This is a genomic window from Erwinia sp. SLM-02 (assembly GCF_037450285.1).
Classification (GTDB): domain Bacteria; phylum Pseudomonadota; class Gammaproteobacteria; order Enterobacterales; family Enterobacteriaceae; genus Erwinia.
Genome location: NZ_JAQISN010000001.1, coordinates 1,907,749 through 1,921,110 on the forward strand (window position 1 = coordinate 1,907,749; position 13,362 = coordinate 1,921,110).

General features: G+C 57.1%; 11 protein-coding genes and 1 pseudogene. 6 read left to right on the forward strand and 6 right to left on the reverse strand.

Annotation, left to right across the window (positions count from 1 at the left end):
* Positions 1 to 74: 74 nt before the first annotated feature.
* The 4 genes and pseudogenes from PGH32_RS08855 to ymcF form a co-directional block, all read right to left on the reverse strand.
* The gene (locus PGH32_RS08855; RefSeq protein WP_314426471.1) at positions 75 to 671 is read right to left on the reverse strand and encodes a Slp family lipoprotein; all 597 of its coding nucleotides are present in this window, start codon (positions 669 to 671) and stop codon (positions 75 to 77) included.
* A gap of 57 nt (positions 672 to 728) precedes the next feature.
* Positions 729 to 1,430, reverse strand: a complete 702-nt coding sequence (gene tsaB / locus PGH32_RS08860; protein ID WP_314426473.1) for a tRNA (adenosine(37)-N6)-threonylcarbamoyltransferase complex dimerization subunit type 1 TsaB — start codon at positions 1,428 to 1,430, stop codon at positions 729 to 731.
* A gap of 69 nt (positions 1,431 to 1,499) precedes the next feature.
* The gene (locus tag PGH32_RS08865) at positions 1,500 to 3,398 is read right to left on the reverse strand and encodes an ATP-dependent DNA helicase (RefSeq protein WP_314426476.1); all 1,899 of its coding nucleotides are present in this window, start codon (positions 3,396 to 3,398) and stop codon (positions 1,500 to 1,502) included.
* A gap of 371 nt (positions 3,399 to 3,769) precedes the next feature.
* Positions 3,770 to 3,901: pseudogene (ymcF, locus tag PGH32_RS24695) on the reverse strand (cold shock small protein YmcF); the annotation flags it as partial.
* Between the two features lie 195 nt (positions 3,902 to 4,096).
* On the opposite strand from ymcF, the gene PGH32_RS08870 reads away from it, so the two are divergent.
* The gene (locus tag PGH32_RS08870) at positions 4,097 to 4,441 is read left to right on the forward strand and encodes a RidA family protein (RefSeq protein ID WP_314426478.1); all 345 of its coding nucleotides are present in this window, start codon (positions 4,097 to 4,099) and stop codon (positions 4,439 to 4,441) included.
* A gap of 34 nt (positions 4,442 to 4,475) precedes the next feature.
* Here the strand turns inward: PGH32_RS08870 and PGH32_RS08875 are convergent, their stop codons facing one another.
* Positions 4,476 to 4,712, reverse strand: coding sequence for a YoaH family protein (locus PGH32_RS08875; RefSeq protein ID WP_314426481.1), 237 nt, complete (start codon positions 4,710 to 4,712; stop codon positions 4,476 to 4,478).
* A gap of 116 nt (positions 4,713 to 4,828) precedes the next feature.
* Here PGH32_RS08875 and pabB point away from each other — a divergent pair, with 116 nt between their 5' ends.
* From pabB to PGH32_RS08895, 4 genes are all read left to right on the forward strand, one after another.
* A complete protein-coding gene (gene pabB / locus PGH32_RS08880; RefSeq protein ID WP_314426484.1) occupies positions 4,829 to 6,199 on the forward strand; it encodes an aminodeoxychorismate synthase component 1 in 1,371 nt (456 codons plus the stop codon).
* Entirely contained in the window at positions 6,186 to 6,773 is a 588-nt protein-coding gene (locus PGH32_RS08885) for a CoA pyrophosphatase (protein WP_314426488.1), read from the forward strand. Before pabB ends, PGH32_RS08885 begins: the two co-directional genes overlap by 14 nt.
* A 170-nt stretch (positions 6,774 to 6,943) precedes the next feature.
* Positions 6,944 to 8,308: an L-serine ammonia-lyase gene (locus tag PGH32_RS08890; RefSeq protein ID WP_314426491.1), complete on the forward strand. Its 1,365-nt coding sequence runs from the start codon at positions 6,944 to 6,946 to the stop codon at positions 8,306 to 8,308.
* A gap of 312 nt (positions 8,309 to 8,620) precedes the next feature.
* Positions 8,621 to 10,183, forward strand: a complete 1,563-nt coding sequence (locus PGH32_RS08895) for an EAL domain-containing protein (protein ID WP_314426494.1) — start codon at positions 8,621 to 8,623, stop codon at positions 10,181 to 10,183.
* A gap of 34 nt (positions 10,184 to 10,217) precedes the next feature.
* On the opposite strand, the gene PGH32_RS08900 is transcribed toward PGH32_RS08895, so the two are convergent.
* Positions 10,218 to 11,780 (reverse strand): TerC family protein, encoded by a 1,563-nt coding sequence (locus PGH32_RS08900; protein WP_314426497.1) that lies wholly within the window; start codon positions 11,778 to 11,780, stop codon positions 10,218 to 10,220.
* Positions 11,781 to 12,349: 569 nt separating this feature from the next.
* Between PGH32_RS08900 and manX the strand changes: the two genes are divergently transcribed.
* A complete protein-coding gene (gene manX, locus PGH32_RS08905) occupies positions 12,350 to 13,312 on the forward strand; it encodes a PTS mannose transporter subunit IIAB (protein ID WP_337893789.1) in 963 nt (320 codons plus the stop codon).
* The last annotated feature ends 50 nt before the right edge of the window (positions 13,313 to 13,362 follow it).

The window sequence follows — 13,362 nt, forward strand, 5'->3', positions numbered from 1 at the left end:
GAAAAGGAGTCAAAAAAAAGGCATACCCGCTGAAACACAGCGGATATGCCGTGAAAAAATTCGTTACTGCGGCACTATTCAGTCAGGATAGTCTGAACCTGCGCCGGAGCCGGTGCGTAGTAACCCCACGGCGGCGGACCCCAGTAGCCGCCATGACGACGACCATAGCCCGGTCCATACCAGATCCACGGGTCAATCGGCTGTGGCGCCGCGACCATCTGCTGGATCTTATGCCAGCGCTGATAGCCGGAGACTCTTACGACAACAAAGTTATAGTTTGCCTCACCAATTTTACCCTTTTCAACTCCCGAGATTGGCCCGACAACGGTCACCATCTGGTCATTGAAGTTAATGGGATCAACAAAGCCGTTGATATCGGCGAACACGCGACCAATCGTCGCCGATCCGAGGATCGGTCGTGCCGAGTCATCCAGCCGCATGGCGGCAATCTCAAGACGCGTCATGCCATTCTTGTTAGTGACGCTAATCACTTTACCGCCGAAGCGCGACTCCTGCCCGACATAGAGCTGTGGCGCATTAAGCACCCGCACCAGATCCTGCTGCGGCGTCGGCGACGTGCCCTTCACTGAGTCAGGCACGGTGACACAGCCTGCAAGCAGGAAAGACGTTAATAACAAACCACTCAACTGCCATAAACGAGATTTACGCATAAAATTCTCCCAGGTACTGTTGATTTGACTGCACCGTGGCGAAATAGTTGCCGCGACTCACTCGCGGCCCGGTAATTTTTTCCAGGTTACTTCATTACGTAAATACGTGGGTTCTGCCTGCTCCGGCGCAACGGTTTCACCGGCTGCCAGCGCCTGTGAGGCAAGGATCAGCATATCTTCGGCGGCAGGTAATTCCACCTCACTGGCCGTTAATACCAGCTGGCTGTTTTCAGCCAGCTCCGGCCAGGCTTTCCAGCCGGTGCCCACGCAGGTCCACTCACCGCTTAAAGCGGCCATACGCTCACTCGCCGCCTGGGGGCTGAGTACGGCTTCGCTCTCTTCACCGTGCCAGATACCCTGTTCATCGCGCTGATATTCAGCCCAGTAGACTTCGCCCATGCGGGCATCAATCGCCGCCAGCACGCGTGAAGCTCCGCCCACGCGGAAAGCGCCCTGCGCCATCGTTTTCAGCGTGGAAACGCCAATCAGCGGCAGCTCTGCGCCAAGCGCCAGCCCCTGCGCAATGCCAATGCCGATGCGAACGCCGGTGAAACTCCCCGGGCCGCGACCAAAGGCCAGGGCATCCAGCGCCTTCAGCGCCACGCCGCCCTGCTGCAGGATTTCCTGCACCATGGGGAGAATGCGCTGGGTATGTTCCCGCGGGCAGAGTTCAAAGTGTGCCAGCCGCTGCTGGTTATTCAGCAGGGCTACCGAGCAGGCTTCCGTGGCCGTATCAATGGCTAAAATTCGCGTGGACATTGCAACCTCAGGGATAAAAATTTCGGCGCGAATGATAGCACACTGCGCGCCATTTTGATGACTGCCGCGTTATGGCTTGAGAAATGCCGCCGCACGGGCAATATCTCGCGTGCGCGGCGTGGGTGGCAAACTGTTAAGAAACACCGCGCCGTAGGGCCGCATCACCAGTCTGTTATCGCAAATCACCAGCACGCCGCGATCGTCAACGTCGCGGATCAGGCGGCCAACGCCCTGTTTGAGGGTGATAACCGCATCCGGAAGCTGCACCTGATCGAAGGGATCGCCGCCGCGCAGCTTGCAGTCTTCCATCCTGGCTTTGAGTAAGGGATCGTCAGGCGAGGTAAACGGCAGCTTATCGATAATCACCAGCGACAGTGCATCACCCCGAACGTCCACCCCTTCCCAGAAGCTGCTGGTGGCCACCAGCAGCGCATTGCCGGCGGCAATAAACTGCTTCAGCAGCTGGCCCTTGCTGGTTTCCCCCTGCAGCAGCACCGGCAGGGTCAGCGAGGCGCGGAACTCGGCGGCCAGATCGCGCATCACCTGATGTGAGGTACAAAGGAAGAAGCAGCGCCCGTTGTTGGCTTCGATCAGCGGCCGCAGCATCCGTGCCAGCTGGCGCGCGCCGCCCGGCTGATTAGGCGACGGCAGATTGCGCGGCACGCACAGCAGCGCCTGGCGGGAATAGTCAAACGGGCTGTCGAGGATCAGCGTTTCCGCCCTTTCAACGCCCAGCCGCTCAACGAAGTGGGTAACCTGCTCGTTAACGGCCAGCGTGGCCGAGGTAAAGATCCAGCTGGCCGGCCGCTCTTCCATCACTTCACGGAAGCGGTCAGAGACGGAAAGCGGCGTCAGCGCCAGAATAAAGTGGCGGGAGTTGCACTCGTACCAGTAGCTGAACCCCGGCTGCGAAACGTCCTTGAGGCGCTTCAGCCTGCCGCGATAGAGCGCGGCGCGCTCAAACGCCGCGTCCAGCAGCGCCGAGCGCCCCAGCGACAGTTTGGCCACGTCGTAACACAGCTCCAGCGCATCATCGAGCAACAGCAGCGCGCGCTGCACGTGGGGATCGCTCAGCAGCTCGCGCAGATTGCCGCGAAAACCGGGATCGCCCAGCGCCAGCCGGAAATCCTGCGCGCTCTGCGCCAGCCGGTCGGCGGATTTCTGCAGCTGCTGTACGTCGCGAATTTCGGTGCGATAGGCAATAGTGATGTCTTTAGCCAGATCGAGCAGCTGGCGGCTGGAGAGCTGCTGGCCAAAATACTGGCTGGCAATATCCGGTACCTGATGCGCCTCATCGAAAATCATCACGTCGGCTTCCGGGATCAGCTCGGCGAAACCGCTCTCTTTCACCACCATATCGGCCAGAAAGAGGTGATGATTGACCACCACCACGTCGGCATCCATCGCTTTACGTCGCGCCCTGACCACAAAGCAGTCTTTATACTGTGGGCAGTCGCTGCCCAGACAGTTGTCGTTGGTACTGGTGACCAGCGGCCAGATGGTGCTGTCTTCCGCCACGCCGCCGCAGGTACTGATATCCCCGTCAACGGTTTCACTTGACCAGCCGCGCAGATGCACCAGATCGCTCATGGCCTGCACGGCCAGTTCCCCTCCGGCCATTGACTGTTGCTCCAGTCGTTCGAGGCACAGATAGTTAGAACGCCCCTTAAGCAGCGCCAGCGTGCCTTTAAACTTGAGCGCCTTTGCCACCGTGGGCAGATCGCGGCTGTAGAGCTGATCCTGCAGGGCTTTCGAACCGGTGGAAACAATGACTTTTTTCCCGGAGCGGAGCGCGGGAGCGAGATAGGCGTAGGTTTTCCCGGTGCCGGTACCGGCTTCCACGACCAGTTCGCCGCGCATGTCGATAGCTTTCGCCACCGCCGCAGCCATTACCCGCTGGGGTTCACGCGGTTTAAAACCGGGGATCGCCTGCGCCAGAGCGCCGTCCGCTGCAAAATCGTCTGCCACATATCCTCACTGCAGGAAAGAAACTACTGTAATTATGTCAGTATTACCTGCCGGATGCAAAATAGCTGGAATCAATGAGTTAGTGTGAATTAACGACGTGATGGCTGCGGCAGGTGGCCGGTTTACAGGCACGGAGTGTCAGATGAGTTTGCCGTAAAGGCTATCAGGGCAGCAAAGCAGAACGATCCGCTGGCTCTCAAAATACCCCGTTGAGTCACCCGAAGGCCTTTTATTAGTTAAGCACATCAGGCGCTATCACGGGTGCACATGGTCGACAGCGATCTTTAAAAGCGATCTGTTTGAATGGGGAATATTAAGACTGGGCTGTAATGGTTACTGAAATAAAACAGTAATACTTACTGGCTGGCCGTCATAATTGACTTACAAAATATGCACTTAGCACCATACGGGTTCAACTTGGTGATATCAAGATGAGAAAAACGGTACTGAATGCTAAAGCAGGATGGGCAGATAAGTTTGAAATTGTAGATAATAACCTTCATTTTTTTATTTAAGAAAAACCACCTTAACACTAATAATCCAATAAATATGTTTTATTTCTGTTTTTTATTCACGACGGCTTTTTTAATAATAACGGCGTGCCGTGAGTCAGAATGCGCAGCACCCTGCCGCAGGTGACTCGCGCCGCCGTTTATGCCAGGCTATCGCCGGTGATTAAAGTGTAAAAAGGAAAACGCATGACCATTGAACGTATCGATCCGGAACACCGCATGTCCGAAGCCGTCATTCATAATGATGTCGTCTATTACACCAGCGTGCCGGAAAACCTGGATGAAGATGCTGAAGCACAGACGGCAAATGCGCTGGCGGTGATCGATCGCCTGCTGACGCGCGTGGGTTCGGATAAGAGCCGCATCCTCGATGCCACCATTTTTCTGGTGAATAAGGAAGATTTTGCCGCAATGAACCGCGCCTGGGATGCGTGGGTGTCGCCGGGTAACGCACCGGTACGCTGTACCGTTCACGCCGGGCTGATGAACCCTAAATATCTGGTTGAAATCAAAGTCGTGGCAGCAAAATAATCAGTGCCCCTGTCCTGACGACAGGGGATTCATATCAGTAATCGTCTTCGTCTTCTTCGTCTTCATCATCCTGACCATCGGCGCGATCGTCGTCGTCATCTTCATCATCAAACATCACTGCAACGTGGCCGCCGGTATGCGTGCTGCGGATCTCCTCCGCCACCATCGCAATGGCCTGGCCGCTGGTTAAACCTTCGGACATCAGCTGATGAATGCGTTCTACGGCCTGCTGTTGCTGTTCATGTGACAGCGCGGGTAATCCTGTAAACATAGTGGCTCCTGGGTGGTCGTGCGGCGCGGATTATTTCACGGGTGACAAAGAGATGCCAGCGGCAGAAAAATATGCCAGGCTTGCACCCCTGTAACGAATTACCCTGCTGAAGAATTATGCTGCCTGTTAGACATTCACTGAAGTATACGCCGGATGCGGTCGAGCATCAGTTTGCCGCTCTGGCGCATTTGCCGTGGGCGATGCTGCTGCATTCCGGCTTCGCGGATCACAGCGACAATCGCTTTGATATTCTGGTGGCGGATCCGCGCTGTACGCTGACAACTCGCGGGGAGCAGACCGAAATTGCTGAAAACGGAGCGGTCCGGCATTCCGCGGACGATCCGCTCAGCCTGCTGGCCGCGCAGTTGGATAATGCTGCCATGGTCGCCGCGCCGCGTGACGATTTGCCGTTTCAGGGCGGAGCGCTCGGGCTTTTTGGCTACGATCTTGGCCGCCGGTTTGAAACGCTGCCCGCCTTCGCCGATGCGCAGTTAACCACTCCGGATATGGCCGTCGGGATTTATGACTGGGCGCTGATCGCCGATCATCATCTGCGCCGGCTTACGCTGGTCGTCTGGGGCGATGTTGAACAGCGACTCGGCTGGCTGGAGGCACAGCGCCCGGCAGCCACTGAGCCGTTCCGCCTGACCCACGGCTGGCAGGCCAACATGACGCGTGAGGAATACGGCGAGAAGTTTCGCCAGGTGCAGCAGTGGTTGCTCTCCGGGGACTGTTACCAGGTGAATCTGGCTCAGCGCTTTCAGGCCCGCTATCAGGGCAGCGAATGGCAGGCCTTCACTCGCCTTTGCCGCGCTAACCGCGCGCCGTTCAGCGCCTTTATCCGTCTGCCCGACAGCGCCATTTTAAGCCTGTCACCGGAGCGTTTTATCCGGCTGCAGGACGGTGATATTCAGACACGCCCGATCAAAGGCACGCTGCCGCGCCTGGCCGACGAGCAGGCCGATCGTCAACAGGCCGCCCGGCTGGCCCGTTCCCCTAAGGATCGCAGCGAAAATCTGATGATCGTCGACTTACTGCGCAATGACATCGGTCGCGTTGCCGTGCCGGGTAGTGTCCGCGTACCCGAACTGTTTGTGGTGGAGCCGTTCCCGGCGGTGCATCACCTCGTCAGTACCATTACCGCGCGGCTGAAGCCGGGTCTGTCAGCGTGCGATGTGCTGCGCGCCAGCTTCCCCGGCGGCTCGATTACCGGCGCGCCGAAAGTGCGCGCCATGGAAATTATCGAAGAGCTGGAGCCACAGCGACGCAACGCCTGGTGCGGCAGCATTGGCTACCTCAGTGCCTGCGGCAACATGGACACCAGCATTACTATCCGCACGCTGATTGCCGAACAGGGCAACCTGTACTGCGCAGCCGGGGGCGGCATTGTGGCAGACAGCGACGAAGCTGCGGAGTATCAGGAAACGTTCGATAAGGTGAACCGCATTTTACCCTGCCTGCAGGAGCCGCTTGATGAGCAGCAGTAACCTCCCCCTGCAACGCTTTTTATCGCGCTTTATTCTGCAGCCGCCGCCGGTTGAAAATGTAACGCTGCCACGTCGTCAGGCGGCGGTACTGGTTCCCATCGTTGCACATCCCTGCCCCACGCTGCTGTTGACGCGGCGTGCGGCCACGCTGCGTAAGCATGCCGGTCAGGTTGCCTTTCCCGGCGGCATGCGCGATGCCGAAGATGAGTCGCTGGTGGTCACCGCACTGCGCGAAGCTCAGGAAGAGGTGGCTATCCCGCCCGAGGCCGTGGCGGTAATTGGCGTGCTGCCGCCTGTCACCAGCAGCACCGGCTTTCAGGTGACGCCGGTGGTGGGCATTATTCAGCCGGGGCTGCGCTGGCAGCCTAATGAGGGAGAGGTTGAGTCGGTGTTCGAAATGCCGCTGGACGAGGCGCTGCGCCTGGGTCGCTACACGCCGCTGGACGTGCATCGCGGCGGGCTGCACCACCGCGTCTGGCTCTCCTGGTTTGATGACTATTTTATCTGGGGGATGACCGCCGGTATTATTCGCCGCCTGAGCCTTCAGGTGGAAAAATCCGCGCAAAACGGCTAAAATACAGTCTCATATCGGTCTGAAATTCACCTTTGCCTTATTTTTAACTGCTTTATTGCAGGATGACGATCCAAATCACTGCAAGGCGGCCGCTTTTCATTTATATTTCACCCAATTCATCTTTTTTGTGAGCATCGTCCAGTGCGTAATATTGTTAAGGAGCGTATAGCGTGATTAGCGTTTTCGACATGTTTAAGATCGGCATCGGCCCGTCGAGTTCTCATACGGTTGGTCCAATGAAAGCCGGCAAACAGTTTGTCGACGATCTGGTGGCCAGCCGCCAGCTCTCCTCCGTGACGCGTATTGCGGTGGACGTTTACGGCTCGCTGTCGCTGACCGGTAAAGGCCACCACACCGATATCGCCATTATTATGGGCCTGTCGGGTGCCTCACCGGAAAGCGTGGATATCGACAGCATTCCGGCGTTTATCCGTGACGTGGAAGATCGCCAGCGCCTGCTGTTGGCGAACGGCGCGCACGAAGTCGACTTCCCGCGCGAAGGCGGCATGGTGTTCCGCAGCGATAACCTGTCGCTGCACGAAAACGGCATGAGTATTCATGCGTTCGCCGGCGATTTGAAAATCTACAGCAAAACCTACTACTCGGTGGGCGGCGGTTTTATCGTCGATGAAGAGAGCTTTGGTAAAAGCACGCTGAATGAAATTGCGGTGCCCTATCCGTTTAACTCGGCGAAGGAAATGCTGAACCACTGCCAGCAGACCGGCCTTTCCCTGTCGGGGATGGTGCTGAAAAACGAGCTGGCGATCCACTCCCGCGCGGATATCGAACGTTACTTCTCCGACATCTGGCAGACCATGCGCGACTGCATCGATCGCGGCCTGAATACCGAGGGCGTGCTGCCCGGCCCACTGCGCGTGCCGCGCCGCGCTTCCGCGCTGCGTCGCCTGCTGGTGTCGTCGGATAAGCTTTCCAGCGACCCGATGAACGTCATCGACTGGGTGAACATGTACGCCCTGGCGGTAAACGAAGAGAACGCCGCCGGTGGCCGCGTGGTGACGGCACCCACCAACGGTGCCTGCGGTATCGTGCCGGCGGTGCTGGCCTACTACGACCACTTTATTGAATCGGTCAGCCCGGATATCTTCACCCGCTACTTTATGGCGGCCGGGGCAATCGGCATCCTCTACAAAATGAACGCCTCGATTTCCGGTGCGGAAGTTGGCTGTCAGGGTGAAGTGGGCGTTGCCTGCTCCATGGCGGCGGCCGGTCTGGCTGAACTGCTGGGCGCCAGCCCGGAACAGGTCTGCGTGGCGGCGGAGATCGGTATGGAGCACAATCTCGGCCTGACCTGCGACCCGGTAGCCGGACAGGTACAGGTGCCGTGCATTGAGCGTAACGCCATCGCCTCGGTAAAAGCGATCAACTCTGCCCGCATGGCGATGCGTCGCACCAGCGAAGCGCGCGTCTCGCTGGATAAGGTGATTGAAACCATGTACGAAACCGGCAAGGACATGAACGCCAAGTACCGTGAGACTTCTCGCGGTGGTCTGGCAATAAAAGTTCAGTGTGATTAATGATATCGGATGCAGGGTGCTCTGCCCCTGTCCCTGTCCTCCTTTTCGTCAAGTACCAAAATTAGTACCATAAATAACCAGGCGCCATCTAACGGATGGCGCTTTTTTTTTCCTATACTTCAAAATAGTATAACGGGTGGCTATCCCCGGATTCAGGAAACGGCTAGAGTGTTTCGGCGCGTACTGTGAGAGTAAGTTCCTGTTTTTGAGACATTCAGCTTTTCTCTTAAGTGCTACTAAACTTAATGTCTGTTCTGCCGATTAACGCTGTTCAATCTCTTCATACGCGACTGGCCTAAAGGATGGTTACTAATGCAAATGTCCCAGGAAGTTTTAGGACAGTTTCGCCGCAAGCGATTACTTATCGCTGCGGTTGTTGCCGCACTGGTGCTCATTCTGACCTTAACCTTCAGGTATGTGGAAGAAAAGAACCGCATTGAGCAGCAATCGCACGGCTTCGCGAACAACGCCATTCAGCGTTTTGACCGCATGTTCTCCCCCCTGGATGTTGCCGCCGATAACGCCCTTACCTGGGTCGGCACCAACTGCGAACTTATCCGCTTTAAGCTGATTGAGAAGCTGGCCGTTCTGCAGACCGTCAGGTCGATTCTGCTGGTCGACAACGATCGTATCTACTGCTCAAGTATCTTCGGCCCTGCGGATCTCCCTTTCAGCAGCAACTACCCTGAACTGATGGCGAAAAATCAGCGGATGCAGCTGGCGGTGGATGAACATTTGCTTAAGGGTTCACCGGTTCTGCTGCTGTGGACACCGCGTGGCGAGGACCAGCGGGCAGGCGTGTTACAGGTTATTAATATCGAGCTGATGACCAGCTATCTGCTGGAACCCACGCTGCCCTGGGTCGAACGGGCAATTCTGAACGTCGGCAATCAGAGCCTCGAGTACGGCAATCCGCTGATTGAGCCGGCCACCCCCGCTGAAGACCAGGTCAGCATCGTCGAATCGTCGCTGCGTTATCCTTATTCGATTACCCTGTTCGGCCCCTCGCCCTCGCGGCTGGCGCTGATGACGGTGCCCTCGCAGCTGCCGCTGGCGCTGCTGCTGAGCCTGCTGATGGGCTATATCGTCTGGCTGGCGACCGCCAACCGCATGAGCCTGTCCTGGCAGATCAGCTACGGCATTACCGCGCGGGAATTCATGGTCTACTGTCAGCCGTTAATCAATGCCCATAGCGGCCAGTGCGACGGGATTGAGCTGCTGCTTCGCTGGCACAATCAGCGGCAGGGCTGGATCCCGCCGGACGTCTTTATCCCGCTGGCCGAGCGCCAGAACCTGATCGCCCCGCTGACCCGCTTTGTCATCAGTGAAGCGGTCAGACATTTGCCCGAGCTGCCGATGCGCTCCTCGTTTCACATTGCCATCAACGTCGCGGCCAGCCATTTCCGCGAGCGGGCGATCATAGACGACCTGCAGCGCCTCTGGTGGCCGGCAAACCCACAGCCGCAGCTGGTTGTGGAGCTGACCGAGCGGGATTCGCTGCCGGTGGTCGATCAGCGGGTGGTGTCTCATCTGCATAAGGTCGGGGTTAAACTGGCGATTGATGATTTCGGTACCGGGCACAGTTCGCTCTCCTACCTCAAGACGCTCAGCCCCGACGTGCTGAAAATTGACAAAGTCTTTACCGCCGCGATTGGTACAGACGCGATTAACGCCACGGTGACCGATATGGTGATTTCACTGGCGCAGCAGTTGAATATCGCGCTGGTTGCGGAAGGTGTTGAAACGGCAGAACAGGCGGACTATCTGCGCGAGCGCGGCGTGGATGTGCTGCAGGGCTATTACTATGCGCGTCCGATGCCGCTGGGGGATTTCCCGGCCTGGCTGGCAAACCATAAGGCCTTCTCCCCGGCATAAAAAAAGCCGGGTTTCCCCGGCTTCAGCATCGTCCTTAGCTTTCTTCTTCGTCGTGCGCGTCACGTTCACGGGTGACGCGCACCAGGTCAATGCGGTAGTCCGTCGCTTCAATAATCTGGAAGCGCAGCGGTGGCATATCGAAGACCTCACCGGCTTTAGGCAACTGCCCCTTCTGGGCAATCAGCAGACCCGCCAGAGAGGCGTGGTCATCTTCCGGACGAACCAGCTCCTGCGTATCAAAGAGCTGCTGCAGTGAGTGCAGGTCGGTGCCGCCCTTAACCAGCCAGCCGTCACCGTCGGCGATAATATCCGGGGTTTCATCCTCATCCGGGAATTCACCGGCAATCGCTTCCAGTACGTCAAGCGGGGTGACCAGTCCCTGGACCACACCAAACTCGCTGGTGACGACCACAAAGCTGCCTTTGGCGCGGCGCAGCACGCTCAGCAGATTGATCGGGTCCAGCGTCTCCGGAATGATGATCGGCGGCGTGGCGGCAGCAAATGTCGCGACATCCACACCGTGATCCAGCGCCACCAGCAGTTCTTTTGCCCTGACCACGCCGACTATCTCGTCCAGCTCGCCGCGACACACCGGGAACAGGCTGTGCGGCGTATCCAGCAGCTGCATGCGGATCTCTTCCAGCGGGCGTTCAATATCCACCCAGGAGATATCACCGCGCGGCGTCATGATGCTGCGAATCGATCGGGAAGCCAGGGTCAGAACGCCGTTAATCATGTAGCGTTCTTCGTCCTTAAAGGCTTCCTGCGGCATGATGGTGGCCACCTCACTGCTTTCGCTTCCGCTATTCTCGCTGCGGCGGCGGCCACCCATCAGACGCTGAATCGCCTCTGCGGTGCGTTCGCGCATCGGCCTTCTGGCCTGATGCCGCATAAAGTTATGGCGGGCAATCTGGTTAAACAGCTCAATCAGAATGGAGAAGCCAATCGCCGCGTACAGATAGCCTTTCGGAATGTGGAAACCGAAGCCTTCCGCCACCAGGCTGAGACCAATCATCAACAGGAAGCTCAGGCACAGCACCACAACGGTGGGATGCGCGTTAACGAAGTTGGTTAACGGTTTGGATGCCAGCAGCATCACGCCCATGGCGATAACCACCGCCGTCATCATGACCGCCAGGTTATTCACCATACCCACGGCGGTAATCACCGCATCAAGGGAGAAGACGGCATCAAGAATAACGATCTGTACCACCACCGCCCAGAAACTGGCGTATCCCCGGTTTGCACCGTCATTATGCTCGCGGTTTTCCAGCCGCTCATGCAGCTCCATCGTGGCCTTGAACAGCAGGAACAGTCCCCCGAACAGCAGGATCAAATCCCTCCCGGAGAAGCTAAACTCGCCGATGCTGAACAGCGGACGCGTCAGCGTGACTATCCACGAGATAAGCGACAGCAGGCCCAGACGCATAATCAGCGCCAGCGAAAGCCCGATCAGACGCGCTTTATCACGCTGTTTAGGCGGCAGTTTGTCAGCCAGGATCGCAATAAAGACCAGGTTATCAATGCCGAGTACGATTTCAAGAACAACCAGCGTGAGCAGACCCGCCCAGATTGAGGGGTCTAAAAGAAATTCCATGACAGACTCCGGAAAAAGGAACGGGAAAACGCAGCAGACGTTCGGCTGAGCGTGCGGCAGAAATAACGACGAGTGGAGGCAGAGATGACGTCAGGAGACGTTGAAAGCGATACCGGAAAGCCCGGCGGCATAGTTAAGCGACTTCGGTGACAGTCCATAGGGAGGGCTGAGGCCCGTTACTCCTGTATTAGAAAAGGATCCCTACTCTAGCAGTAGAAACATCCCTGTCAAAATGGTTTCTTACACTTGCCTGGCTTCCTTGCAGAACTTTACGCTTTACAGACCACGCGAATTTGCAGACTACGGTCTAAATAACTGAGCAAGGTCACATAATTTATTTTTTCACGTACTAAAATAAATCGCGACATACGGTGTGTTAAGCGTGCCATCCGTCATCAGGCGGCACGAAGTAGAAAAATAAGTGTGACCTCTTTCATGCTGAATCACGCAGATACCTTATGTATCCGGCCACGTTTATTGAATTGTCGGGTCCATCGGGTATCCGATCGGCTGAGCCTCGCGCGGCTTGAACTCCAGAGAGCCGTCGCCAACTGGATAAGGAGTAGCAAGTGACTATTGCTATCATCATCGGCACACACGGCTGGGCAGCGGAACAGCTGCTGAAAACGGCCGAAATGCTCCTGGGTGAGCAGGATAACGTCGGCTGGATCGACTTTGTCCCGGGGGAAAATGCAGAAACGTTAATCGAAAAGTATCGGGCCCGAATGCAGGATCTCGACGTCAGTCAGGGGGTGCTGTTCCTGGTTGATACCTGGGGCGGTAGCCCGTTTAACGCCGCCAGCCGTCTGGTGGTGGATAAGGAACATCACGAGGTGGTTGCCGGGGTCAATATTCCGATGCTGGTCGAAGTCCTGATGGCCCGCGACGATAATCCGACCTTTGATGAGCTGGTGGCGCTGGCGGTTGAAACCGGCCGTGAAGGCGTCAAGGCATTGAAAGCCAAACCCCCGGAGGCCACCCCTGCTCCCGTCGTGAAAAAAGCTCCCGCCGCACCGCAAACCCCGCTGAAGCCCGGTGAACATATGGTGATTGGTCTGGCACGTATCGACGATCGCCTGATCCACGGCCAGGTGGCCACCCGCTGGACCAAGGAAACGAACGTCACGCGCATCATCGTCGTCAGTGATGAAGTGGCGGCGGACCACGTGCGCAAAACGCTGTTGACCCAGGTTGCCCCTCCGGGCGTGACCGCACATGTGGTGGATGTCGCCAAAATGGTTCGCGTCTGGAATAACCCGAAGTATGCCGGTGAGAAGGTCATGCTGCTGTTTACCAACCCGACCGACGTCGAAAGACTGGTGGAAGACGGTGTCGGTATTACCAGCGTGAATATCGGCGGTATGGCATTCCGCCAGGGGAAAACCCAGGTCAACAATGCCGTATCGGTTGATGCAAAAGATATTGAGGCGTTTAACAAACTCAACGCGCGCGGAATTGAACTGGAAGTGCGTAAGGTTTCCAGCGATCAGAAACTGAAAATGATGGACCTGATCGCCCGTCTTAATCAGTAGCCCGTGGCCTGAAAGTTCAGGTTGAACTCCGTTCTGTATCTAAGAGGAAA

Coding starts and splice junctions, on each gene's coding strand:
- PGH32_RS08855 (WP_314426471.1), bottom strand. CDS start 671: ATGCGTAAATCTCGTTTATGGCAGTTGAGTGGTTTGTTATTAACGTCT.
- tsaB (WP_314426473.1), bottom strand. CDS start 1,430: ATGTCCACGCGAATTTTAGCCATTGATACGGCCACGGAAGCCTGCTCG.
- PGH32_RS08870 (WP_314426478.1), top strand. CDS start 4,097: ATGACCATTGAACGTATCGATCCGGAACACCGCATGTCCGAAGCCGTC.
- PGH32_RS08875 (WP_314426481.1), bottom strand. CDS start 4,712: ATGTTTACAGGATTACCCGCGCTGTCACATGAACAGCAACAGCAGGCC.
- pabB (WP_314426484.1), top strand. CDS start 4,829: ATGCTGCCTGTTAGACATTCACTGAAGTATACGCCGGATGCGGTCGAG.
- PGH32_RS08885 (WP_314426488.1), top strand. CDS start 6,186: ATGAGCAGCAGTAACCTCCCCCTGCAACGCTTTTTATCGCGCTTTATT.
- PGH32_RS08895 (WP_314426494.1), top strand. CDS start 8,621: ATGCAAATGTCCCAGGAAGTTTTAGGACAGTTTCGCCGCAAGCGATTA.
- PGH32_RS08900 (WP_314426497.1), bottom strand. CDS start 11,780: ATGGAATTTCTTTTAGACCCCTCAATCTGGGCGGGTCTGCTCACGCTG.